Genomic DNA, 21,952 nt, shown 5'->3' with positions numbered 1-21,952 from the left:
TTGAAAACAGAAGAAGGGCCATGGCGGATCACTCCGCCTCTTCATCTGGCCTGAAATACCTCGGGGGGTCCGGGGGGCTGGCCCCCCGGCGGGTCCCGCAGGGAAAACCTGTCAGACGGATTCGGGATCGGATTCGGCCTCGTCGGCCCATTCCCAGGGGCGGGTGAAGCGGCCGAGCACATGGGCGAGCGCCTCCTCGTCGAGCGCCGCGCCGCGCTCGATCCGGGCGACGAGGCCGCGCTTCTTGGAATCGATCACCTGGGCGACGCGGGCGTCGAGACCGGCTTCGGTCAGGGCCGCGTCATAGATGCGGGTGATGGCGCGTTTGCGCAGGTCCGGCTTGAACACCTTGCCGACCGCCGTCTTGGGCAGTTCGTCGAGGATTTCGACATATTTCGGCATGGCGGCGCGTTCATGGACATGGATCTTGCAATGCGCGCGCAGTTCCTCGGCGGTGACGCTGGCGCCCTCCACCAGTTCCACATAGGCGCAGGGCAATTCGCCGGAATGCGCGTCGGGCTGGCCGATGGCGCCGGCCATGGCGACATCGTGATGGGCCATCAGGGCCTCTTCGATATCGGCGGGGTCGATATTGTGGCCGCCGCGGATGATCAGATCCTTGGCGCGTCCGGTGATCCAGAGGTAGCCATCCGGATCGATCCGCCCCAGATCGCCGGTGCGCAGATAGCGCTCGTAATGATAGAGATCGTTGTTCTTGGCGGCTTCGGTATAGGTGTTGCCGGCATAGACGCCCGGATTGGAAATGCAGATCTCGCCGACCTCGTCGGTGGCGCATTCCAGTGGCGCGCCCGCCTCGTCGGTCTTGAGGATGCGCACATCCGTATAGGGAAATGGCACGCCGACCGAGCCGACCTTTTTCTGGCCCTCGGGCGGGTTGCAGGACACGAGGCAGGTGGCCTCGGTCAGGCCGTAGCCTTCGATCACGGTCATGCCGGTGGCGGATTCGAAGCGGTTGAACAGTTCGAGCGGCATCGGCGCCGAGCCGGAAAACGCGTTCTTCACGGTCGAGATGTCGGCATCGACCTTGCGCTGCATCAGCGCCGACACCGCTGTCGGCACGGTGATCACGAAACTTGTCTGCCAGCGTTCCAGCAATTTCCAGAAATTGTCGAACACCCCGTCGCCGCGATAGCCTGCGGGCGTGGGAAAGACCACATGCGCCCCGGACTTGATCATCGCCATCAGGATGACGTGACAGGCGAAGACATGAAACAGCGGCAGCGGGCACATCACGCTGTCTTCCTCGGTGAACAGCAGCGTATGCCCCAGCCAGCCGTTATAGACCATGCCCGAGTAGCGGTGCTGCGCCACCTTGGGCATCCCGGTGGTGCCGCCGGTGTGGAAATAGGCCGCGACCCGGTCCTGCCCGCCATCGTCAAAGCCGAGCGTCACCGGATGTTTGCGCATCTCGGCGTTGAAGCATTTCACGTCGGCATGATGATTGCCGGGATTCTTCGGGCGGATCAGCGGGACGATCCAGCTTTTGGGCGGGCTGAGGTAGCGGTTGAGGTCGATTTCCAGAACCGTGTGGACATGGGGCGCGTGGCGCACGGCCTCGGCGGTTTTCTGGGCGATATCGGTTTTCGGGAAGGCCTTGAGCGTGACCACGACGCGGGCGTCGGTTTCGCGCAGGATCGCGCCGATCTGTTCGGGTTCGAGCAGTGGGTTGATCGGGTTGACGATGCCCGCGATGGCCGCGCCGATGGTGACGATGGCGGTTTCCAGCGTGTTGGGCAGGACCAGCGCGACGACATCGCTCTCGTCGATCCTGAGATCGCGCAGCAGGTTGGCGGCGCGGCAGACCTGATCATGGAACTGCTGCCAGGTCATGGTCTGCGAGGGGTCGCGCGCGCCCGAGAGAAGCTGATAGCTGATGGCGGGGCGATCGGGGAAGGCATCCACCGTTTCGCGCAGCATCTGGTAGAGCGTCGCCGGGCGCGGGCGCGCCTCCCAGCTCATCTCGTTTTCGATCGCGAGCGCATCCTGGCGCGAGGCAAAGGTCATGTGGTCGTCCTCCCCGATCCCGGCCTTCCGACTGGCCGGTTCTTCTCCTGACAGGCAAGATGGAAGGCTTTGACCAGCGGCGCAAGGTTTACGCTGCGTTTCGGCGCGCGGTGCGGGGCAGACAACCCTGAGGCGTCAGCGCCGCACCGTCGGGTCCTGTGGTGTCAGCCCTCCGGCGTCAGGCATTCGGCCATCGCGCCGGCCATGTTGCGCAGCATCGCCGGGTAAAGGCCTGCGCCCGGTTCCAGATCGACGCCGATCGGATCGAGCACGCCGACCGGGACGGCATCGCCGAAGACCGAAGCGATCACGGAGGTGTTGAACTGGGGTTCGGCGAAGACGCAGGCCGCGCCCTGTTCCTGCGCCAGCGCGCGCAGTTCAGCAAGGCGCGCGGGGCCGGGATCGCTGGCGTCGCTGAGCGAGAGCGCGCCCGCGGCCGCGACGCCGAAGCGGTTTTCGAAATACTGGTAGGCGTCGTGGAACACGAGGAAGGGGCGATCCGCCAGCGGGGCAAGCCGCGCGGCGATCTCTTCGCTCAATGCGGCGAGTTCGGCCTGACCGGCGGCGGCGTTGGCCGCGTAGAGATCGGCGTTGCCGGGATCGAGCGCCGAGAGTTCGCGCGCGATCAGGTCGAGCCAGATCGCGGCGTTCTGCGGATCGAGCCAGGCATGGGGGTCGGGACCGGCATGGGCGTGGTCATGGGCCTCGGCGTGGTCATGCGCCGCGTGGTCGTCGTGGCCGGCCTCGTGGTCATGGTCCTTGTGATCGTCGTGGTCGTCGTGGCCGGCCTCGTGGTCATGGTCCTTGTGATCGTCGTGGTCGTCGTGGCCGGTCTCGTGATCATGGTCCTTGTGGTCGTCGTGGTCGTCGTGGCCGGCCGCGTGATCATGGTCCTTGTGGTCGTCGTGGTCGTCGTGGCCGGTCTCGTGGTCGTGGTCCTTGTGATCGTCGTGGTCGTCGTGGCCAGCCGCGTGATCATGGTCCTTGTGATCGTCGTGGTCGTGGTCATGCGCGCCGAAGCGCGGGTCGATGCGGCCCGGCAGGATCAGGGTTTCGGGTGCGGTCAGCAGGCTGAGATGGGCGGCCTCGGGGGCCAGCGTTTCGATCGGATCGCCAAGCCAGGGCGTGAGCCCCGGCCCCATCCAGACCACGAGATCAGCCTTTTCGAGGGCGCGCGCCTCGGAGGGGCGCATCGCGTAGCCATGCGGCGAGGCGCCGGGGCGCACGATCACCGCGGGCATCGCATCCGCCCCCACCCCGTCGAGCACCCGCGCCACGAGCGACTGGACGGGCGCGATATCGGTGGCGACACGGGGTGATTCGGCTGCGGCAGGAAGGGCCAGCGGCAACAGCGCGGCAAGCACGGCGGCGGAAAGGCGCATCGGGATCTCCATGTGATAATATAACATTCCGGATGCTTGATAATTGTAATTCTATAACATATCAACCCTGCAAAGCGGGAGACCCTGAAATGGACGCCATCGGATTTGAAACCCACGACCACAAGGGCTGCATGCGCGCCGGCCTGGAGCGGGTGGAGCGCGCTTGCGCGGAGCGCGGGCTGCAGTTCACGCCGGGGCGCCGGCGGGTTCTGGAACTGCTGCTCGAGGGGCACCGGGCGATGGGCGCCTACGAGATCCTCGACATCCTGCGCGAAGAGGGCGCCGGGTCGCAGCCGCCGGTGGCCTACCGGGCGCTGGATTTCCTGGTGAGCAACGGGTTCGCCCACAAGATTCAGCGGCTCAACGCCTTTATCGCCTGCATGCATCCGGGCGAGGATCACACCCCCGCCTTCCTGATCTGCCGGGGCTGCGATGCGGTGGCCGAGGCCCATGCCGACCCCGCGAGCGGCCTGCTGGGCCGCGCGGCGCGCGACAGCGGCTTTACCATAGAACAGGCGGTGATCGAGGCGGTGGGGCTCTGCCCTGCCTGCACGGAGGCCGCTGCATGAGCCTTGTGAAAACGCGCGGGCTGGGCGTGCGGATCGGGCGCAACCGCATCCTGGATCACGTTGACTTCGCCATCGAGCGGGGCGAGATCGTCACCATCGTGGGGCCGAACGGGTCGGGCAAGTCGACGCTGTTGCGTGCGCTGATCGGGGCGGTCACGCCCAGCGAGGGCGAGATCACGCGCGCGCCGGGGCTCAGGATCGGTTACGTCCCCCAGCGGCTGCATATCGACCCGACGCTGCCGATGACGGTGGGGCGGTTCCTGAGCCTGCCGCGCCGCCAGCCTGCGGCCGAGGTGCGCGCGGCACTGGATGCTGCCGGGCTGCCGGACCTGGCCAAGCGGCAGATGGCGGATCTGTCGGGCGGGCAGTTCCAACGGGTTCTGCTGGCGCGGGCCCTGATGGAAAAGCCCGATCTGCTGATTCTCGACGAGGCGACGCAGGGGCTGGACCAGCCCGGTTCGGCGGCATTCTACCGGCGCATCGAGGAGGTCCGGCGCGAGATGGGCTGCGCGGTGCTGATGGTGAGTCATGAACTGCACGTCGTGATGAGCGCGAGCGACAGGGTGATCTGCCTCAACGGGCATGTCTGCTGCGAGGGGCAGCCCGAGCATGTGGCGCAGGCCGAGGAATACAGGGCGCTGTTCGGCAGCGGCACGCAGGGGGCGCTGGCGCTGTATCGGCACGATCACGATCATGAGCATGAACACGACCATGCGGGATGCGCCGGCGGTCATGACCAGCACGGGCATGGGCACGAGCAGGAGCACCAATACGGAGCGACGCGATGATCGGCGCATTGATGGATGATTTCCTGATCCGCGCGGCGCTGGCCGGACTGGGCGTGGCGCTGGCGGCGGCGCCGCTGGGCTGTTTCGTTGTCTGGCGGCGGATGGCCTATTTCGGCGATGCGACGGCGCATGCCTCGATCCTGGGGGTGGCGCTGGCGCTGGCCTTCGGGATATCGATCTTTGCCGGGGCGCTGGTGGTGGCGCTGGCGATGGCGCTGGCGGTCTCGACCCTGTCGGGGCGCGGCGTGGCGATGGATACGCTGCTGGGGGTGCTGGCGCATTCGGCGCTGGCCTTCGGGCTGGTGGCGGTGTCGTTCCTGCAGGGCGTGCGAATCGATCTCATGGGCTATCTGTTCGGCGACATCCTGGCCGTCGGAAAGACCGATCTGGCGGTCATCTGGGGCGGGGCGATTCTGGTGGTGGGGTTGCTGGCTTGGCGCTGGCAGGCGCTGCTGACCGCGACCCTGAGCCCCGACCTGGCGCAGGCCAGCGGGATCGACCCGCGGCGCGAACAGCTGGGCCTGACACTGGCGCTGGCGGTGGTGGTTGCGGTGGCGATCAAGGTCGTCGGCGTGCTGCTGATCGCGGCGATGCTGATCATTCCCGCCGCCGCCGCGCGCCCGCTGGCGGGCACGCCCGAGCGGATGGCGGCGGTGGCGATCGGTCTGGCGGCGCTGGCGGCGCTGGCCGGTGTCGAGGGATCATTCGTGCTGGACACGCCGACGGGGCCGACGATCGTCTGCGTGGCGGCACTGATCTTTGCGCTGACCAGCGGCGCGGCGGCGCTGGGACGGGCCGTGGCGCGGCGCTGAGACGCATCTTCCTTGAAATACGGGCGGACGGGCACTGCGGGTGCGACATGCTTTCACAGCAATTCTTTCCTGTTGACTGTTTTTGTCGGAAATGCGTAGAAATGTCTTACTGTTTCACTCGGTTTTCAGGAGGTTTCACGAGACCATGACCAGCACCATCACCCGCAGCTTTGTCGCTGCGCTTGCGCTTTCGGCCACGGTCGCCCCTGCGCTGGCGCAGGAAGTCAACATCTATTCCAGCCGGCATTACGATTCCGACCAGCCGCTGTTCGACGAGTTCACCAGCCGCACCGGCATCACCGTGAACCGGATCGAGGCCAAGGCGGACGAGTTGATCGCGCGCATGGAGGCCGAAGGCGAGAACAGCCCCGCCGACGTGCTGCTGACGGTCGATGTGGGCCGTGTGGGGCGCGCCGAGGATGCGGGCCTGCTCCAGCCCTTCGAGTCGGAAATGATCCGGGATCGCATCCCGCCGCATCTGCGCGATCCCGAGAACATGTGGTTCGGTGTCTCGCAGCGCGCGCGCATCATCTTTTACGCGAAAGACCGCGTCGAGACCCCGCCGCGCAGCTATGAGGCGCTGGCCGAGCCGGAATGGAAGGGCAAGGTCTGCATCCGCTCTTCGTCGAATATCTACAACCAGTCGCTGATGGCCTCGCTGATCGAGGTTCATGGCGAGGAAGCGGCCAAGGAATGGGCCGCAGGCATCGTCGGGAACATGGCGCGCGCGCCCCAGGGTGGCGACACCGATCAACTGCGCGGCATCCTGTCGGGCGAATGCGATGTGGCCGTGTCCAACCACTATTACTTCCTGCGAGGCTATGAGCAGGATGTCGAAGGCCTGACCGACGGGATCGAGAATATCGGCTTCGTCTGGCCCAACCAGAGCGGGCGCGGCACGCATGTGAACCTGTCGACCGCCGCCAAGGCCGTGCATGCCCCAAACCCCGAGAATGCCGAGAAGCTGCTGGAATTCTTCACCAGCGACTTTGCGCAGCATCACTTTGCCGGACAGAACAACGAGTATCCGGCCGTAAGCGGCGTGCCGCTGGACGAGGATACCGCGCGTCTGGGCATCTTCATCCCGGACACTACCACCAATACCGCAGTCTATGGCGACAATGCCAAGGCCGCGCAGACGATCTTCAACGAGGTCAGCTGGGACTGATCGCGCCTGATCGTTGAACGAGATTGCCCCGCGCCTTTGCGCGGGGCTTTTCGTTTTTTTGGGGGGGATAAGCGGGCACATCGCCGCTTTCGATGGCGGTTTGCGGTCCTACTCGGCGGCGCTTTTGAGGCTGGCCATCAGGTTGTGGAATTTCTCGCCCTGCACGGCGACGTGCTTATGCAGGGTGTCGCCTGCGCGCGCGCCGTCGCCGTCTTCGAGCGCGGCGACGATGGCCTCGTGTTCGGCCATGGATTGCGCCATGCGGCCACGGAACCCGAGCTGTTTGCGGCGGAAGGGTTTGAGGCGTTTATGCAGCTTGGCGGTTTCCTGTTCGAGGAATCCGTTGCCCGATTCCCGGTAGATGATTCTGTGGAATCGTTCGTTCTCGGTATAGTAGCTGTCTGGATCGCGGGCCGTCACGGCGGCGTGGCAGCGGGCGTTGGCGTCGCGCAGTTCGGCCAGCGCGGCGTCGCTGATGCGGCGCGCGGCGAGGCGCCCGCAGGCGGCTTCGAGTTCGGCCATCACCTCGAACATCTCGATCAGCTCCACGGGGCCGGGCTGGCGCACGAAGGCCCCGCGCCGGGGGATGAGATCGACCAGCCCCGATAGAGCAAGCCGTTGAATCGCCTCGCGAAGCGGGGTGCGCGACACCCCGAACTGATCGGCAAGGCGCACCTCGTCGAGGCGCTGGCCGTCCTGGAAGGTGCCATCGAAAATCAGTTCTTCCAACTGGACTGCGATATGATCGGCGCGGCGTTGCTGCATGGGAGAGAACTCTAGCACGAGATCGTTGCGATGCAATATCTCACATCTTGTATACAAAACTGTTGACTTGAAAAACACGCCGCACGTAGTCTTGCCGGACATCCCCGGCCCTGCCGGGGCAATGCTTTGGGAGGAGAACATGAAAACAATGCTTAGAACCGCCGTGGCGGCTGCGGCGCTCATCTCGGTGGCGGGCCTGGCGCAGGCGACCGAGCTGCGCCTGTCGCATCAATGGTCGAACAACGATGTCCGCCACAAGGTGGCGCAGATCGTCGCCGACGAGGTCGCCGCCGCCGATGTGGACCTCGATATCAAGATCTTCGGGTCGAAATCGCTGTTCAAGCCGCGCGAGCAATACACGCCGCTCAGCCGCGGGCAGCTTGACATGACGGTGCTGCCGCTCAGCTATGCGGGCGGGCAGCAGCCGGCCTATAACCTGACGCTGATGCCGGGCCTGGTGAAGAACCACGACCACGCCGCGCGCCTGTCCGCGAGCCCCTTCATGGAGGCGCTGGAGGCCAAGATGGCCGAGGATGACGTGATGGTGCTGGTGCATGGCTACCTGGCGGGCGGTTTCGCGGGCACGGAAGAGTGTCTGACCAAGCCTTCGGATGTCGAGGGCAAGCAGATGCGCGCCGCCGGCAAGGCATTCGAGCAGATGCTGGCCGGGGCGGGCGCGTCGATCGCGTCGATGGCCTCGTCCGAGATCTACAACGCGATGCAGACCGGCGTGCTGGACGCGGCGAACACGTCGTCCTCGTCCTTCGTGTCCTACCGGATCTACGAGCAGGTCAAATGCTATACCCCGGCGGGCGACGTGGCGCTTTGGTTCATGTACCAGCCGCTGCTGATGAACAAGTCCACCTTCGAGGGGCTGAGCGACGAGCAGCAGGCGGCCCTGCTGGCGGCGAGCGAGAAGGCCGAGGCCTATTACCTGGAAGAGGCCAAGAAGGAAGACGCCGAGTCGGTCAAGGTGTTCCGCGATGCGGGAGTCGAGATCGCCGAGATGTCGCAGGAGGATTTCGAGGCCTGGCGCACGCTGGCGACCGAGACATCCTACAAGGCCTTTGTCGAGGAAGTGTCCGACGGGCAGGCGCTTCTGGATATGGCGCTGGCCGTCGAATAAGCTGACATCCGGGGCGGCGCCCAGACCGCGCCGCCCCGGATCCCCGACCAGATCACACGCTTGAGGGAGGTATCGCATGGCCGTTCCAAGTTCGGCAGGCGCAGCGCGCACGGGCAGCAATCCGTTCCTGCGGGCCGTCGCCGCGATCTCGACATTCGCCGGATGGTGTTCGGCGGCGATGATCGTCGCGGCGGTGGGCATCACCTGCCAGATGATCTTCATCCGCTTCGTGCTGAACGGGTCGACGATCTGGCAGACCGAGGCGGTGGTTTACCTGATGATCGCCGCGACGCTGATCGGGTTGCCCTATGTGCAGCGGCTGCGGGGCCATGTGAACGTGGACCTGTTCCCGCTGATGCTGTCGATGCGGGCGCGGTTCGTGCTGGCGATGCTGACGCTGACGCTGTCGATCGCCATCGTCGCGGTGATGCTGTTTTACGGCTATGAGTTCTGGCATTTCGCCTGGGATCGCAGCTGGCGCTCGGACACGGTCTGGTCCGTCAGGCTGTGGATTCCATATCTGTCCATTCCCGTTGGTTTCGCCCTGTTGCTGTTGCAGCTGGTCGCCGACCTGATCGCCGTGATCATCGGCGTGGACAAACCCTTCGGACTGGAGGACGCCTGATGGACCCCCTTCTTCTTGGAGCCCTCGTTGCGGTGGCGACGATCCTGGTACTGTTTTCGGGCGTGTCGGTGGCGATCGGGCTGCTGATCGTATCGGCCGGGTTCCTGATCGTCTTTGACGGGCTGCGCTCTCTTGAACTGATGCCGGAGCTGCTGTTCGGCAAGCTGGACAATTTCGCGCTGCTGTCGATCCCGATGTTCATCATCATGGGCGCGTCGATATCATCGACGCGGGCGGGGGCCGACCTCTACGAGGCGCTGGAGCGCTGGTTGACGCGGGTGCCCGGCGGGCTGGTGATTTCCAACCTCGGCGCCTGCGCGCTGTTCGCGGCGATGTCGGGGTCAAGCCCTGCGACCTGCGCCGCCATCGGCAAGATGGGCATCCCCGAGATGCGCAAGCGCGGCTATCCCGACGGCGTCGCCGCCGGGTCGATCGCGGCGGGGGGCACGCTGGGCATCCTGATCCCGCCATCGGTGACGATGATCGTCTACGGGATCGCCACGGAGACCTCGATCGGGCGGCTGTTCCTGGCCGGTGTCATTCCGGGGCTGATGCTGGTCATGCTGTTCATGGCGTGGTCGCTTTATTCGACATGGCGCTCGGGGGCGCAATCGGTGCTGAGCGCGGGCAATTACAGCTGGCGCGAGAAATTCGAGATCCTGCCGCGGGTGCTGCCGTTCCTCGCGATCATCGTGGGCGTGCTATACGCCATGTATGGCGGTGTCGCGACACCTTCGGAGACGGCGGCGGTGGGCGCGCTGTTGTGCATGGTCATCGCGATGGTGATCTACAAGCTGTGGGATCCCCGCCAGCTTTGGTCGGTGCTGCGCGACAGCACCCGCGAAAGCGTGATGATCCTTTTCATCATCGCCGCGGCGGGCGTGTTCAGCTACATGCTGTCGTCGCTGTTCATCACCCAGTCGATCGCCGAGTGGATCGGCACGCTGGATGTGAACCGATGGGTGCTGATGGGGGCGATCAACGTCTTTCTGCTGATCGCGGGCTTCTTCCTGCCGCCGGTCGCGGTGATCCTGATGGCCGCGCCGATCCTGTTGCCGATCATCACCACAGCCGGTTTCGATCCGATCTGGTTCGCCGTGGTGCTGACGATCAACATGGAGATCGGGCTGATTTCGCCGCCCGTGGGCTTGAACCTTTACGTGATCAACGGGATCGCGCCGGATATCTCGCTGCGCACGATCCTGACGGGATCGCTGCCCTTCGTGGCCTGCATGGTGATCGGCATCGTTCTGCTGTGCCTGTTTCCGGGCCTCGCCACATGGCTGCCCGATGCGGTAATGGGAACGGCGCGATGACATTGCTGGCGGATCTTCTGTCGACGGTGTTCGAGCGGCGCTATCGCCCTTTCGCGCTGCGCCGGCGCGGCACCCGCCCCCTGCCCGAGCTGGCCGATGAACTGGTGGGCGCGGCGGGGGAAACCTCGGGGGTGAGTCTTGCGACCGAGATCCTGTCGGGGTTCGGCGAGATGGAGGACGACGACAAGCGCGCGTTCTTCAGCCATCTGGCCACCGAGATGAATATCGACCCCGAGGCGGTGCGGGCCGCCCTTGACGCCTATGAGCAGGCCCCGTCAAAGGCCACATACCGCGCTTATATGGCCGCAGCCGAGCCCCGCCGCCAGGAGCTGATCCGGCGGCTCAACGGCGTGCCCGGCGCGACACGCACGCTGGTGGAAATGCGCGCGGAGCTGTTGCGGCTGGGGCGCGGCACCCCGGAACTGGAGGCGCTGGACCTCGATTTCCGGCATCTTTTCGCGTCCTGGTTCAATCGCGGTTTCCTTGTGCTGCGGCCGATCAACTGGGAAAGCCCGGCGCATATCCTGGAAAAGATCACCCAATACGAGGCCGTGCACGCGATCCAGAGCTGGGACGACCTGCGCCGCCGTCTGGAGCCGCAGGACCGGCGCTGTTTCGCCTTTTTCCATCCCGCCATGCCCGACGAGCCGCTGATCTTCGTCGAGGTGGCGCTGACGCGCGGCACGCCGGGATCGGTGCAGGCGCTGCTGACAAGCGAGCGCAGCACGCTGCGCGAGGACGAGGCCGATACGGCCGTGTTCTATTCGATTTCCAACTGTCAGGCGGGGCTGGCCAGCATTTCCTTCGGCAATTCCCTGATCAAGCAGGTGGCGGCGGACCTTTCCGCCGAACTGCCGGGGCTGAAGACTTTCGTGACGCTCTCGCCGATTCCGGGGCTGACCCGCTGGCTGGACTCCGAGGGTTATGAATGGCAAGGGGCCAGCAGTGAGCAGATGCGCGCATTGGCGGCCCATTACCTGCTGAATGCCAAGCTGGATAACGGCGACCCGGTCGATCCGGTGGCGCGGTTCCATCTGGGCAATGGTGCGATCGTCCATGCCGTCCACGCCGAGGCAGACACGTCCGAAAACGGCCAGGCGCAATCAGGGGGCACGATGGTGAATTACCTTTACGATCTGGCCAAGGTCGCGCAAAACCACGAACAATTCGCAACCACGCGGCAGATGGTGGCGACATCGGAGGTCCGGTCGCTTGCCAGTTCCGCTACTCTCGTCAAGGCCGAGGATTCCTGAAATCATGGCAAATATTCTTTACGACACGCTGATGGGCAAACATGCCGGCAAACCCACAGCTTTCCTGTATCTGCCGGATGGCGCGGTCGTCACCCATGCGCAATTTCTGGCGCGCGCCGCGCAGCTGGCCAATGCGATCAGCGCGATGGGGCTGAAGCCCGGCGACCGGCTGGCGGTGCAGGTCGAGAAATCGCCCGAGGCGCTGGCGCTTTATGCCGCCTGCGTGCAGGCCGGGGTGATCTTTCTGCCGCTCAACACCGCCTATACGGTCAGCGAGCTGGCCTATTTCATCGAGAACAGCGGCGCGCGGCTGATCGTCTGCGACAGTGCGCAGAAAGACGCGGTGGCGCCGATGGCCGGGCCGCTCGATGCGCGGGTCGAGACGCTGGACGCGGACGGCACGGGCAGCCTGATGGCGGCGGCGCAAGACCAGCCCGAAAGCTTCGACACGGTGGCGCGCGGGGCCGATGATCTGGCGGCGTTCCTTTATACGTCGGGCACGACCGGGCGATCGAAGGGGGCGATGCTGACGCAGGGCAATCTGTTGTCCAATACCGAGGTGCTGGTCGATCACTGGCGTTTCAGCGGCGATGACGTGTTGCTGCACGCGCTGCCGATCTTTCACACCCATGGCCTGTTCGTGGCGACCAATATCATTCTGGCGACCGGCGGCGCGATGATCTTCCTGCCGAAATTCGATGTCGATCAGGTGATCGAGTGGTTGCCCAGGGCAACAACGATGATGGGCGTGCCGACCTTTTACACAAGGTTGCTGGATGACGCGCGTTTCACCGGCGATCTGGTCGGGCATATGCGGCTGTTCATCTCGGGCTCGGCGCCGCTATTGGCCGAGACCCATGTGCAGTTCGAGGAGCGCACAGGGCATCGCATCCTGGAGCGCTACGGGATGACCGAGACCAACATGAACACCTCGAACCCCTATGACGGCGAGCGGCGCGCGGGGACCGTGGGTTTCGCGCTGCCGGGGGTGGAGCTGAAGGTGACGGACCCCGACAGCGGCGAGACCCTGCCGCAGGGCGAGATCGGCCAGATCGAGGTGCGCGGGCCGAACGTGTTCAAGGGCTATTGGCAGATGCCCGAAAAAACGGCAGCCGAGCTGCGCGAGGACGGGTTCTTCATCACCGGCGATCTGGGGCGGATCGACGAGGATGGCTATATCCATATCGTCGGGCGCAACAAGGATCTGATCATCTCGGGGGGCTATAACATCTACCCCAAGGAGATCGAGCTGTTGCTGGACGAGCAGCCCGGCGTGCTGGAAAGCGCGGTAATCGGCGTGCCGCATCCCGATTTCGGCGAGACGGTTCTGGGGATCCTGGTGCCCGAAAAGGGCCGTGAGCCGGACCCGGAGGCGATCATGGAGGCGGCGCAGGCATCGCTGGCGCGCTTCAAGCATCCCCGCAAGCTGGTGGTCATGGACGCCCTGCCCCGCAACACGATGGGCAAGGTGCAAAAGAACATCCTGCGCGACGAATTCAAGGATATGTTCGCCGCCTCATGAGGCGGGGCGCGGGCTGGCCCGGGAGGGCGCGCGCCGCGCGACGCGCGGGCGCGCCAGCCAAGGCGCGAGCCGCCATGCCAGAAGGCCGAAGGAGAGCGTCCAGAGCAGCGCCGAAAGGGCGATGCCGTCAAGCCCGCCAAGGGTGAGCGCATCCCCTGCGAGGCGCGCCAGCGCCGCCAGAAGCAGCAATGCGAACGACGCCGTGAGGCGGCGGCCTGCCACCAGTTCGCGCCCGGTATGGCCCATGGTGGCGCGCATCATGACCGCCACGGTCATGCCCCCGACCACCCCGATCCCGAAGAGATGCGCCGGTGCCGCCATCGTGGCCAATCCGAGGGCCGTGGCGCCGACGGCGATGAACCCGGCAGGGATGACAAGGTAGGCGGCGTGCAGCATCAAGAGGAGCGGCGAACGCCATGTGGCCTGGCCCTGCCAGCGCGAAAGCCGCGCCAGATGCAGGAGCGCCGCCAGCACGCCCAGCACCGCCGCCGCGATTCCGTATGGTGCGAACACCCATGCCAGCAATGCGACCGCGCCGACCACGAGGCAGACGCCATCGAAACGGTTGAACGGCACCGGAAGCCGGGCTGCGCCGCGCTGCGCCAGCCAGTTGCGGGTGAAGCTGGGCAGGATGCGCCCGCCGATCAGCATGATCAGGAACACCAGCAGCGCCAGCCCCAGCCGCCGGCCCGTATCGGCTGTGCCTTGGGTGATGACTTCGGCGTGATAGAGGATATTGGCGCCCCAGAGCAGGGTCACGGGCAGCAAGACCTTGAGGTTGCGCCAGTTCCTGCCAGCCATGATCTCGCGCGCGATCATGGCGACCACCGCCAGAAGAAAGCCCTGATCGATCAGCAACACCAAGGGCGGTGCGAGCCCGCCAGCCCCTGCCAGCGCCAGACGCCCGGCCAGCCAGAGCGTGAGCAGGGCGGCAAGCGGCCAGCCACGCGTCGGCATGCGGCCTGTCCAGTTGGGCACGGCGGTGAACAGGAAACCCGCAACCACCGCCGCGCCATAGCCGAAGATCATCTCATGGATATGCCAATCCGCCGGGGCAAAATGACTGTGGAGCGCCAGATCCCCGCGCCAGATGAGATACCAGACCGGCACGACGCAAAGCGCGAACAGCGTCGCGCCCAGAAAGAAGGGCCTGAATCCGTAGGAAAACAGCGTCGGGCCGCTGTAGTGTTTGGGCGACATGGTCCTGCATCCTTGTCCGGAAGGGAAACAGGGGCGCCACCCGTGGCGGCGCCCCGGCAGGTCAGGCAGGGCGAGACGCTGCCCTAGCGGACCTGCGCGACCAGATCGGCCATACGCGATTTGGCCTTGCCACGGTGCTTGACGGCGCTGGCTTCATCGAGATTGGCCGCATCGCCCACCTGGATCACGGCGACCATGCCCATCGCGTAATGCGGCGTGCATTTGATGCCGTAGACGCCTTGTTCATCGACCGTCAGCTCGAATTCCTCGTCGAACTTCGTCCTGAAGCTGTCGACGCCGTCGGGAAGCATGCCGTCGATGCTTTCGACATTGTGGCCCTTGTCGGTGGACAGGAAGCGGACAATGTCGCCCGGCGCGGCATTGATATAGGCGGGCTCGAACACCATCGCGCCTTCGGCGCCGCGGTTGAGCATCTTGACCTCGTGGGTCTCGGCGGCGGCGGCCGTGCCCACAAGAGCCAGCGCGGCGGTCAGTATCAGCGGTTTCATCATCGGAGTTTCCTTTCATCCTGTCCGGTTCGTGTCGTCCGGTTGTTTCGCTGGCATTTGTTATGGTGTATGAGGTCGGGGCGAACATTGCTCTTTCACAAACTTCCGAAACATTCGTGGCAAAACTCGACGAAAGCCTGCTGACCGGCCTGCCGCCCTTCTCCCGCCTGAGCCGGGAGCAGATTCGCGGGATATTGGATCACGCGACATCACGGCGATACGACGAAGGCACGGTGATCTTTCGCGAGGGGCATGACGCAGAGCGGTTCTATCTGCTGCTGGATGGCTATCTGCGGGTGGTGCGCACGACGCCGGGGGGCGATCAGATCATCGTGCTGCATATCGCGCCGGGGCAATTGTTCGGGATCGCGCCCGCGCTTCAGCGCGACACCTACCCGGCCAGCGCGATCGCGGCGGCGGAATCCATCGCGCTGTCATGGCCGGTGCGGCTCTGGCCGGACTTCACCGCATCCTATGAGGGGTTCGCCTCGGAAAGCTACAAGACGCTGGGCGAGCGGCTGGGACAGATCCAGGAAACCCTGACCGAGATGGCGACGCAGGCGGTGGAAAAGCGGGTCGCCTCGGCGGTGCTGCGGCTGGTCAACCAGAGCGGGCGCAAGACCGGCGAGGGAATCGAGATCGCCTTTCCGGTGACGCGGCAGAACATTTCGGACATGACCGGCACCACGCTGCATACGGTGAGCCGCCTGCTGTCGGCCTGGGAGAAAAGCGGGATCGTGCGCTCGACCCGTAAGCATATTGTCGTGACCGATCCGCATCGGCTGGTGTTGCTGAGCGACGTTTAGCGGACGGTTTGGTGTTTGCGTCGGCGGGTATCGCCGGGCAGGTGAGCGGTCGGGCGATGCCCGGCGGCGCGTGGTGCGCCTTGATTCCGGGCAAGGAGCCCTAGGACGGGTCGGCCAGCGCGGCTATTTCGGCCAGCAGGGCCTCGCGGAAATCATCCTCGTCCAAGTCATATTCGATACAGGCATCGGTGATCGCGTGAAATGGCGCGATCGGGCAGCCCGGACAGAGCATCCGCTGTTCGATGAAGACCCGCATCAGTTCGGGCCATTGGGCGAACAGGTCCGATAGCGGCAGGTCGGGGTCGTCGAAATCGGGGCGTTTCATGGGGTGCTCCAGTCGTTCCATTCATTCTGCGCGCGCGTTTCGCGTCCTTCTTTGCGATTGCGCAACAAGCGGCGCGGCGGCGGCGGCTATCCAGAGCCCATCCAAAACGAATGTCAGGACCGCGAAATGTCAGAATTACTTACGAAATCGCGGGCCAGGAACGTGTTCTACGGGGGATCCATCTTCTTCGTCGTCGTGTTCGTGGCCCTGACGGCACAGAGTCACCGTCACATCACGCAGAGCTCGACCGCAGGCATGGAACTGAGCGAGGAGGTTATCCTTGGCAAGCATGTCTGGGAGCGCCATTCCTGCATCAACTGTCACACGCTGCATGGCGAGGGCGCCTATTTCGCTCCCGAGCTTGGCAACGTGATGACCCGCTGGGGCGCGCTGGACGATCCAGAGACGGCCTATGAGATCCTTGACGGATGGATGCAGGCGCAGCCTTCGGGAATCGAGGGCCGCCGCCAGATGCCGCATTTCGAGATCACCGAGGAGGAAATGCGGGCGCTGTCCGAATTCCTTCGCTGGGCCGATCAGACCGACACCCAGAACTGGCCGCCCAACGACGCCGGCTGAGGAGACATGAAGATGAAATACCAATCCCAAAAGGTGGCTTACGCCTATTTCCTGGTGGCCATGGGCCTTTTCGCCATTCAGGTCATGGGCGGGCTTCTGGCCGGCTGGATCTATGTCGCGCCCAATACGCTGGCCGAGCTTGTGCCCTTCAACATCATCCGCATGATCCATACCAATGCGCTGATCGTCTGGCTGCTGCTGGGCTTTTTCGGCGCGGCCTATTACCTCGTGCCAGAGGAATCCGAGCGCGAACTCTTCTCGGTCAAGCTGGCCTATATCCAGCTGGCGATCCTGGTGGTCGGCACGCTGGGGGCGGTGGGGTCCTACCTGGTCGGCATTCACGGCGGGCGCGAGTTCCTGGAACAGCCGCTCTGGGTCAAGTTCGGCATTCTGGTCGCCGCGGTGATTTTTCTTGTGAACATTTCGCTCACGGTGCTGGCCGGGCGAAAGACCGCGATCACCAATATCCTGCTGATGGGGCTTTGGCTGTTGTGCCTGCTCTGGGTGTTCGCCTTCATCAATCCCGACAACCTGTCGCTGGACAAGATGTATTGGTGGATGGTCGTGCATCTGTGGGTCGAGGCGACCTGGGAGCTGGTGATGGCCGCGATCCTGGGCTTCCTGATGCTGAAGCTGACCGGCGTGGACCGCGAGGTGATCGAGAAATGGCTTTACGTCATTGTCGCCACGGCGCTGTTTTCCGGCATCCTCGGGACCGGGCACCATTTCTACTGGATCGGCACGCCGGGTTACTGGCAATGGATCGGGTCGATCTTCTCGACCTTCGAGGTGATCCCGTTCTTCGCGATGATGTCCTTTGCCTTCCTGATGGTCTGGAAGGGGCGCAAGAACCACCCCAACAAGGCCGCGCTTCTGTGGTCGCTGGGCGCGTCGACGGTGGCGTTCTTCGGGGCCGGCGTCTGGGGTTTCCTGCACACGCTGCACGGGGTCAATTTCTATACTCACGGCACGCAGATCACCGCAGCACACGGGCACCTTGCCTTTTACGGGGCCTATGTGGCGCTGAATCTCGCGATGTTCACCTATGCGATGCCGCAGCTGAAGGGACGCGCGCCTTATAACCAGGTGCTCAACATGGCCTCGTTCTGGCTGATGACGGGGGGCATGGCGTTCATGACCTTCACGCTGACCTTCGCGGGCACGATCCAGACCCATATGCAGCGGATCGTGGGCGACTATTTCATGGACGTGCAGGATCAGCTGGACCTGTTCTACCTGATGCGCTTCGGCTCGGGTGTGGCGGTCGTGCTGGGTGCGTTGCTGTTCATCTATGCCATGCTGGTGGTGCGGCGCGAGGTCGTCGAACCCGGCCCGCTGACCGTTCCGGGAGAATAAGCCATGACCGTCATGACCAAACCCGACCTGCCCTTCTACCAACCCGTCGCGGATGAATGCGATCTGTTTCGCACCGCGCATGAAAACGGTTTGCCCCTTCTGCTGAAGGGGCCGACCGGCTGCGGCAAGACCCGCTTTGTCGAGCATATGGCCGCGAAACTGGGCCTGCCGCTCCATACGGTGGCCTGCCATGACGACCTGTCGGCGGCGGACCTGATCGGGCGCTATCTGCTGAAGGGCGGCGAGACCGTCTGGGTGGACGGGCCGCTGACGCGGGCCGTGCGCGAGGGGGGGATTTGTTACCTCGACGAGGTGGTGGAGGCGCGCAAGGACGTGACCGTCGTGCTGCACCCGCTGAGCGACGACCGGCGGCGGCTGATGATCGACCGCACCGGCGAGGAGCTGGTGGCGCCCAAGGGCTTCATGCTGGTGGCCAGCTACAACCCCGGCTACCAGAACATCCTCAAGAAGCTGAAACCCTCGACCCGGCAACGGTTCCTGTCGATCGGCTTCGATTTCCCGCAACCGGGTGTGGAAACCGCCGTGGTGGTGCGCGTAAGCGGACTGGACGAGGCGCGCAGCGCCGCGCTGGTGCGGCTGGCGGGGCATATCCGCACGCTGTCGGGCATGGATCTGGAGGAGGGTATCTCGACCCGGCTGCTGATATATGCGGCGACGATGATCGCGCGCGGCACCAAGGTCGAGCGCGCCATCGAGGCGGCGATCATCGAACCCCTGAGCGACGAGCCGGACGTGCAGCAGGCGCTGCGCGATCTTGCCGCCAGCGTCTACGGGTGACGCCATGATCCATCTGCTTGACCTCATGGAGCCGGAGGAAACCGTCGGCAACCTCTGGCATGACATGGCGACGCGGCGCGCGCGCGAAGGTGGCGGCGAGGGCGCAGAGGCGCGCACCGTCACCTTTGCGGCGATCCGTCCGAGCGCGGCCACGCTTTACCGCGCGCTTGGCGGCGCGGCGGGGACCGAGATCGTCCCCGCCCCGGCGGCCTGTTCGGATCACCGGCCCGACCGGCTGCGCCGGATCGGCACACCGCGCGAGATGCTGCATGTGGCGGATTTCGACGGCGAGAAGCTGCGCCTGCCGCCGGTCATGGATGCTTTTCCCAGCCGCGAGATGAACCGCACCGCCTATCTTTGGCTGGCGGCGCTGGCGGCCTGTGTCGAAATTCCGGCGCGGCGCGACGATCCGCTGGCCGCCGACCGGGCCGAGATCGCCGCCATCGCCGAGGGCGCGGATCGCGCCTATGACGCCTGCCCGGGATTGCGCGCGCCTTATGCGGCGCTCTGCCGTCATGTGGCCGAAAACCGGGCGCGAACTGGCCTGCCCGCCTGCGAGCGCGGCGTGGAGCGATTGATCCTTGACCAGCTCAACGGCATCAGCCCGGCCGAAGAGTGCCTGACCTGCCCTGCCCCGCGCGGCTATCGCAGCTATGCGCCGGTGCCGGTCTGGCTGCGCCTGCGCACCCGCGAGACCGGCCCCGGTGCCGCGCCAAATGGTGACGAGGCCGCCGCGAACCAGCCGGCCTTTGCGGCACGAACGCGAAAGCAAGCGCGGCGCGAAGAGCGCGATCAGGCCAACCGCAACGACAGTTTCATCATCCACCGTTTCGAATCGATCATGTCCTGGGCCGAAAGCCTCAACATCAACCGGATGGTGGATGACGACGATCAGGACAACGCCCAGAAGGCCGCCGAGGATCAGGACCATATATCGCTCAGCCAGCATTTCAAACGCGCCGCCACACGCCTGCGCCTGTCGCTGGACCTGTCGCCGCAGGATGCCGAACACGAGCGGCTGGCGGGCAAGTTCACCTATCCCGAATGGAACCGGCGCAGCGGCGATTACATGCCCGATCACACGCGGGTTCTGGAGATCGAGGCGAAGCCGGCGGCGCAGTATTGCCCCGACCCGCGATTGGTCGAGCGGGTGAAGCGGCAATTCGCGCCGCTGCATCCGCGCCGGGTGATCCTGCCCCGGCAACTGGATGGCGACGATCTGGACCTTGATGCGGTGATCGCGTCGCAAAGCGATCTTGCCGCCGGGCATGAGGGCAGCGACCGGGTCTGGCAGGCCGGGCGCGCGGTGGCGCGCGATCTGTCGGTGGCGATACTGCTGGACTGTTCGCGCTCGACCGAGGCGGCACTGGGCGATCACACGGTGATCGGGGCTGCGCGAGAGGCGCTTTCGGCGCTGGCCGCCGGGATCAACACGGCGGGCGACCGGCTGGGCATCTGGAGCTTTTCATCGCTGCGCCGCGACCGGGTGTTCATCCAGCGCGCCAAGGGGTTCGACGCGCCGATGTCACCCGATGTGACCGCGCGGATCGGGGGATTCCGGCCGGGGCATTACACGCGGCTCGGGGCGGCGATCCGTCATGTCTCGGCGCAATTGGCCGAAGAGGGCGCGACGCGCCGCCTGCTCTTGGTGCTGACCGATGGCAAGCCCAACGATCTTGACCATTACGAGGGCGTTCACGGGATCGAGGACAGCCGCATGGCGGTGCGCGAAGCGCGCGCGCTTGGGCAGGCGGTTCACGGGGTGATCGTGGATGCCGACGGGCAGGACTGGTTCGCGCGCATCTTCGGGCGCGCCGGATTCACCCTGCTGCCCGATCCCGACCGCCTGCCCCGTGCCCTGCCCGAGATCTACCAGACACTGACACAGGAGACCTGACATGAAAAAGATATGCTTCCCTGCCCGCCTCGCAGCCCTTGCCATGCTTTTGCCCGGCCAGCTTGCCGCGGCGACATTCGAGAGGCCGATACCGCAACCCCAGACCGATGCGGCGGAAGCCTGGTATTTTGTCGCCTCGCTGGTGCTGGTCGTCGCGCTGGCGATGGTGCAGGTGATGGTGAACCGGCGATGAGGCCGCGCCCGTCACCGCGCCCTTCACTGCGCCTGTTCCTGGCGCTTTACCCGTTCGGCGCGGGCGCGATGGGCGTGAACCTGTTCTTTGCCGCGCTGATCGGCAGCTGGCTTGGCTGGCCGGTGCTGACGCCGTGGCAGGCCGCCGCCGGAGGGCTGGTGATCGGCCTGCCCGCGACATGGGCCTTCGCCTGTCATATCGTCAGGCTGATGCAACAGGCCGGGGACGGGTGAGAATATGGGCGGATGGGGCGAATATGGGCTGGCCATGGGGCTGTTCATCGCCAGCCATTTCCTGCCGCGAATCGGCGGGCTGCGGGAGCGGCTGATCGGCGCCGTTGGGCGGCGAATGTATTTCCTGGTCTACGGGCTGGTGTCGCTTTTGCTGCTGGCCTGGGTGATCGTGGCCGCCGGGCGCGCGCCTTATGTCGAGCTTTGGGCGCAGATGCCGTGGATGCGCTGGCTGCTTAATCTGGCGATGCCCCTGGCGGGGCTGCTGGCGATCTGCGGCGCGGGCGTGAACAACCCCTGGACATTGGGCGGGCGCGGCGATGGCGCAAGCGCCACGAGCGGCGCGCCGGGATTCGCGGCGCTGTCGCGTCATCCGCTGCTGCTGGCGCTGGGGCTTTGGGCGGCGGCGCATGCGGTGGTGAATGGCGATCTGGCGCATCTGACGCTGTTCGGGGGATTCGCCTTGCTGGCTTTCGGGGCGATTGCGCTGTTTGACCGGCGCGCGGCGCGGGCGCTTGGCGGGCAGGCACCCGCGTTCTTCGCACGCACGGCGATTCTGTCGCCTGCGCCGCTGGCAAACCTTGGCTGGTGGCGGGCGATGGCGCCGCGAATGGCGGTCCGCGCGGCAATCGCGCTGGCCCTGTGGTTGGCGCTCTTGCATCTGCACGCGCCTGTTATCGGTGTTTCACCATTTCCTTGACGAAACTT

23 protein-coding genes are annotated in these 21,952 nt (G+C 65.3%); 17 read left to right on the top strand and 6 right to left on the bottom strand.

Going from position 1 to position 21,952, the window contains the following annotated elements; all coding sequences use genetic code 11:
• Positions 1-111 precede the first annotated feature (111 nt).
• Both N5A93_RS09180 and N5A93_RS09175 read right to left on the bottom strand, forming a co-directional pair.
• Entirely contained in the window at positions 112-2,025 is a 1,914-nt protein-coding gene (locus tag N5A93_RS09180) for an acyl-CoA synthetase (protein ID WP_268954786.1), read from the bottom strand.
• 164 nt (positions 2,026-2,189) lie between these two features.
• Positions 2,190-3,434, bottom strand: coding sequence for a zinc ABC transporter substrate-binding protein (locus N5A93_RS09175; RefSeq protein WP_268954785.1), 1,245 nt, complete (start codon positions 3,432-3,434; stop codon positions 2,190-2,192).
• 62 nt (positions 3,435-3,496) lie between these two features.
• On the opposite strand from N5A93_RS09175, the gene N5A93_RS09170 reads away from it, so the two are divergent.
• From N5A93_RS09170 to N5A93_RS09155, 4 genes are all read left to right on the top strand, one after another.
• The gene (locus N5A93_RS09170; protein WP_268954784.1) at positions 3,497-3,976 is read left to right on the top strand and encodes a transcriptional repressor; all 480 of its coding nucleotides are present in this window, start codon (positions 3,497-3,499) and stop codon (positions 3,974-3,976) included.
• Positions 3,973-4,764, top strand: coding sequence for a metal ABC transporter ATP-binding protein (locus tag N5A93_RS09165; RefSeq protein WP_268954783.1), 792 nt, complete (start codon positions 3,973-3,975; stop codon positions 4,762-4,764). The genes N5A93_RS09170 and N5A93_RS09165 overlap by 4 nt, the downstream gene beginning before the upstream one ends.
• A complete protein-coding gene (locus N5A93_RS09160) occupies positions 4,761-5,576 on the top strand; it encodes a metal ABC transporter permease (RefSeq protein ID WP_268954782.1) in 816 nt (271 codons plus the stop codon). Before N5A93_RS09165 ends, N5A93_RS09160 begins: the two co-directional genes overlap by 4 nt.
• Positions 5,577-5,721: 145 nt before the next feature.
• Entirely contained in the window at positions 5,722-6,744 is a 1,023-nt protein-coding gene (locus N5A93_RS09155; protein ID WP_268954781.1) for a Fe(3+) ABC transporter substrate-binding protein, read from the top strand.
• Positions 6,745-6,852: 108 nt separating this feature from the next.
• Here N5A93_RS09155 and N5A93_RS09150 read toward each other — a convergent pair whose 3' ends face one another.
• A complete protein-coding gene (locus N5A93_RS09150; RefSeq protein ID WP_268954780.1) occupies positions 6,853-7,509 on the bottom strand; it encodes a GntR family transcriptional regulator in 657 nt (218 codons plus the stop codon).
• Positions 7,510-7,648: 139 nt separating this feature from the next.
• Here N5A93_RS09150 and dctP point away from each other — a divergent pair, with 139 nt between their 5' ends.
• The 5 genes from dctP to N5A93_RS09125 all read left to right on the top strand — a co-directional run bounded on the left by dctP (position 7,649) and on the right by N5A93_RS09125 (position 13,351).
• Positions 7,649-8,635: a TRAP transporter substrate-binding protein DctP gene (dctP, locus tag N5A93_RS09145; RefSeq protein ID WP_268954779.1), complete on the top strand. Its 987-nt coding sequence runs from the start codon at positions 7,649-7,651 to the stop codon at positions 8,633-8,635.
• Between the two features lie 76 nt (positions 8,636-8,711).
• Positions 8,712-9,260, top strand: a complete 549-nt coding sequence (locus N5A93_RS09140; RefSeq protein ID WP_268954778.1) for a TRAP transporter small permease — start codon at positions 8,712-8,714, stop codon at positions 9,258-9,260.
• Positions 9,260-10,576: a TRAP transporter large permease gene (locus N5A93_RS09135; protein ID WP_268954777.1), complete on the top strand. Its 1,317-nt coding sequence runs from the start codon at positions 9,260-9,262 to the stop codon at positions 10,574-10,576. Before N5A93_RS09140 ends, N5A93_RS09135 begins: the two co-directional genes overlap by 1 nt.
• Positions 10,573-11,829, top strand: a complete 1,257-nt coding sequence (locus N5A93_RS09130) for a malonyl-CoA decarboxylase (RefSeq protein ID WP_268954776.1) — start codon at positions 10,573-10,575, stop codon at positions 11,827-11,829. The genes N5A93_RS09135 and N5A93_RS09130 overlap by 4 nt, the downstream gene beginning before the upstream one ends.
• Before the next feature lie 4 nt (positions 11,830-11,833).
• Positions 11,834-13,351, top strand: a complete 1,518-nt coding sequence (locus N5A93_RS09125) for a malonate--CoA ligase (RefSeq protein WP_268954775.1) — start codon at positions 11,834-11,836, stop codon at positions 13,349-13,351.
• On the opposite strand, the gene N5A93_RS09120 is transcribed toward N5A93_RS09125, so the two are convergent.
• Together N5A93_RS09120 and N5A93_RS09115 are read right to left on the bottom strand one after the other, a co-directional pair.
• Positions 13,346-14,551: an NnrS family protein gene (locus N5A93_RS09120; RefSeq protein WP_268954774.1), complete on the bottom strand. Its 1,206-nt coding sequence runs from the start codon at positions 14,549-14,551 to the stop codon at positions 13,346-13,348. The genes N5A93_RS09125 and N5A93_RS09120 overlap by 6 nt on opposite strands.
• Positions 14,552-14,634: 83 nt before the next feature.
• Entirely contained in the window at positions 14,635-15,063 is a 429-nt protein-coding gene (locus tag N5A93_RS09115; RefSeq protein ID WP_268954773.1) for a pseudoazurin, read from the bottom strand.
• A gap of 113 nt (positions 15,064-15,176) precedes the next feature.
• Here N5A93_RS09115 and N5A93_RS09110 point away from each other — a divergent pair, with 113 nt between their 5' ends.
• The gene (locus N5A93_RS09110; RefSeq protein ID WP_268954772.1) at positions 15,177-15,866 is read left to right on the top strand and encodes a Crp/Fnr family transcriptional regulator; all 690 of its coding nucleotides are present in this window, start codon (positions 15,177-15,179) and stop codon (positions 15,864-15,866) included.
• Positions 15,867-15,966: 100 nt separating this feature from the next.
• Here N5A93_RS09110 and N5A93_RS09105 read toward each other — a convergent pair whose 3' ends face one another.
• The gene (locus N5A93_RS09105) at positions 15,967-16,191 is read right to left on the bottom strand and encodes a hypothetical protein (protein ID WP_372920800.1); all 225 of its coding nucleotides are present in this window, start codon (positions 16,189-16,191) and stop codon (positions 15,967-15,969) included.
• Positions 16,192-16,317: 126 nt separating this feature from the next.
• Here N5A93_RS09105 and N5A93_RS09100 point away from each other — a divergent pair, with 126 nt between their 5' ends.
• Genes N5A93_RS09100 through N5A93_RS09070 form a run of 7 tightly spaced genes read left to right on the top strand, consistent with a single transcriptional unit; the run spans position 16,318 to position 21,944 of the window.
• Complete coding sequence (locus tag N5A93_RS09100) at positions 16,318-16,770, top strand: c-type cytochrome (RefSeq protein ID WP_268954770.1); 453 nt, start codon at positions 16,318-16,320, stop codon at positions 16,768-16,770.
• Between the two features lie 12 nt (positions 16,771-16,782).
• On the top strand, positions 16,783-18,126 hold the full coding sequence (locus N5A93_RS09095) for a cbb3-type cytochrome c oxidase subunit I (RefSeq protein ID WP_268954769.1): 1,344 nt from the start codon (positions 16,783-16,785) through the stop codon (positions 18,124-18,126).
• A gap of 3 nt (positions 18,127-18,129) precedes the next feature.
• On the top strand, positions 18,130-18,924 hold the full coding sequence (locus N5A93_RS09090) for a CbbQ/NirQ/NorQ/GpvN family protein (protein ID WP_268954768.1): 795 nt from the start codon (positions 18,130-18,132) through the stop codon (positions 18,922-18,924).
• 4 nt (positions 18,925-18,928) lie between these two features.
• Positions 18,929-20,821, top strand: a complete 1,893-nt coding sequence (locus N5A93_RS09085) for a nitric oxide reductase activation protein NorD (protein WP_268954767.1) — start codon at positions 18,929-18,931, stop codon at positions 20,819-20,821.
• 1 nt (position 20,822) lies between these two features.
• Positions 20,823-21,014 (top strand): hypothetical protein, encoded by a 192-nt coding sequence (locus N5A93_RS09080; protein WP_268954766.1) that lies wholly within the window; start codon positions 20,823-20,825, stop codon positions 21,012-21,014.
• Complete coding sequence (locus tag N5A93_RS09075) at positions 21,011-21,247, top strand: NnrT protein (RefSeq protein ID WP_268954765.1); 237 nt, start codon at positions 21,011-21,013, stop codon at positions 21,245-21,247. Before N5A93_RS09080 ends, N5A93_RS09075 begins: the two co-directional genes overlap by 4 nt.
• A gap of 4 nt (positions 21,248-21,251) precedes the next feature.
• Positions 21,252-21,944 carry an NnrU family protein gene (locus tag N5A93_RS09070; protein ID WP_268954764.1) on the top strand — a complete coding sequence of 231 codons (693 nt, stop codon included), beginning with the start codon at positions 21,252-21,254 and terminating at the stop codon, positions 21,942-21,944.
• The last annotated feature ends 8 nt before the right edge of the window (positions 21,945-21,952 follow it).

The organism is Roseovarius salincola (assembly GCF_026891095.1).
GTDB classification, from domain to species: domain Bacteria; phylum Pseudomonadota; class Alphaproteobacteria; order Rhodobacterales; family Rhodobacteraceae; genus Roseovarius; species Roseovarius salincola.
The sequence above is the reverse complement of the archived record's forward strand: the minus strand, read 5'-3'. Positions and strand labels throughout refer to the sequence as shown.

Bases quoted from the DNA above. Each gene is read 5' to 3' on its own strand.
- N5A93_RS09180 (WP_268954786.1), bottom strand. From the start codon at position 2,025: ATGACCTTTGCCTCGCGCCAGGATGCGCTCGCGATCGAAAACGAGATG.
- N5A93_RS09175 (WP_268954785.1), bottom strand. From the start codon at position 3,434: ATGTTATATTATCACATGGAGATCCCGATGCGCCTTTCCGCCGCCGTG.
- N5A93_RS09170 (WP_268954784.1), top strand. From the start codon at position 3,497: ATGGACGCCATCGGATTTGAAACCCACGACCACAAGGGCTGCATGCGC.
- N5A93_RS09165 (WP_268954783.1), top strand. From the start codon at position 3,973: ATGAGCCTTGTGAAAACGCGCGGGCTGGGCGTGCGGATCGGGCGCAAC.
- N5A93_RS09160 (WP_268954782.1), top strand. From the start codon at position 4,761: ATGATCGGCGCATTGATGGATGATTTCCTGATCCGCGCGGCGCTGGCC.
- N5A93_RS09155 (WP_268954781.1), top strand. From the start codon at position 5,722: ATGACCAGCACCATCACCCGCAGCTTTGTCGCTGCGCTTGCGCTTTCG.
- N5A93_RS09150 (WP_268954780.1), bottom strand. From the start codon at position 7,509: ATGCAGCAACGCCGCGCCGATCATATCGCAGTCCAGTTGGAAGAACTG.
- dctP (WP_268954779.1), top strand. From the start codon at position 7,649: ATGAAAACAATGCTTAGAACCGCCGTGGCGGCTGCGGCGCTCATCTCG.
- N5A93_RS09140 (WP_268954778.1), top strand. From the start codon at position 8,712: ATGGCCGTTCCAAGTTCGGCAGGCGCAGCGCGCACGGGCAGCAATCCG.
- N5A93_RS09135 (WP_268954777.1), top strand. From the start codon at position 9,260: ATGGACCCCCTTCTTCTTGGAGCCCTCGTTGCGGTGGCGACGATCCTG.
- N5A93_RS09130 (WP_268954776.1), top strand. From the start codon at position 10,573: ATGACATTGCTGGCGGATCTTCTGTCGACGGTGTTCGAGCGGCGCTAT.
- N5A93_RS09125 (WP_268954775.1), top strand. From the start codon at position 11,834: ATGGCAAATATTCTTTACGACACGCTGATGGGCAAACATGCCGGCAAA.
- N5A93_RS09120 (WP_268954774.1), bottom strand. From the start codon at position 14,551: ATGTCGCCCAAACACTACAGCGGCCCGACGCTGTTTTCCTACGGATTC.
- N5A93_RS09115 (WP_268954773.1), bottom strand. From the start codon at position 15,063: ATGATGAAACCGCTGATACTGACCGCCGCGCTGGCTCTTGTGGGCACG.
- N5A93_RS09105 (WP_372920800.1), bottom strand. From the start codon at position 16,191: ATGAAACGCCCCGATTTCGACGACCCCGACCTGCCGCTATCGGACCTG.
- N5A93_RS09100 (WP_268954770.1), top strand. From the start codon at position 16,318: ATGTCAGAATTACTTACGAAATCGCGGGCCAGGAACGTGTTCTACGGG.
- N5A93_RS09095 (WP_268954769.1), top strand. From the start codon at position 16,783: ATGAAATACCAATCCCAAAAGGTGGCTTACGCCTATTTCCTGGTGGCC.
- N5A93_RS09090 (WP_268954768.1), top strand. From the start codon at position 18,130: ATGACCGTCATGACCAAACCCGACCTGCCCTTCTACCAACCCGTCGCG.
- N5A93_RS09085 (WP_268954767.1), top strand. From the start codon at position 18,929: ATGATCCATCTGCTTGACCTCATGGAGCCGGAGGAAACCGTCGGCAAC.
- N5A93_RS09080 (WP_268954766.1), top strand. From the start codon at position 20,823: ATGAAAAAGATATGCTTCCCTGCCCGCCTCGCAGCCCTTGCCATGCTT.
- N5A93_RS09075 (WP_268954765.1), top strand. From the start codon at position 21,011: ATGAGGCCGCGCCCGTCACCGCGCCCTTCACTGCGCCTGTTCCTGGCG.
- N5A93_RS09070 (WP_268954764.1), top strand. From the start codon at position 21,252: ATGGGCGGATGGGGCGAATATGGGCTGGCCATGGGGCTGTTCATCGCC.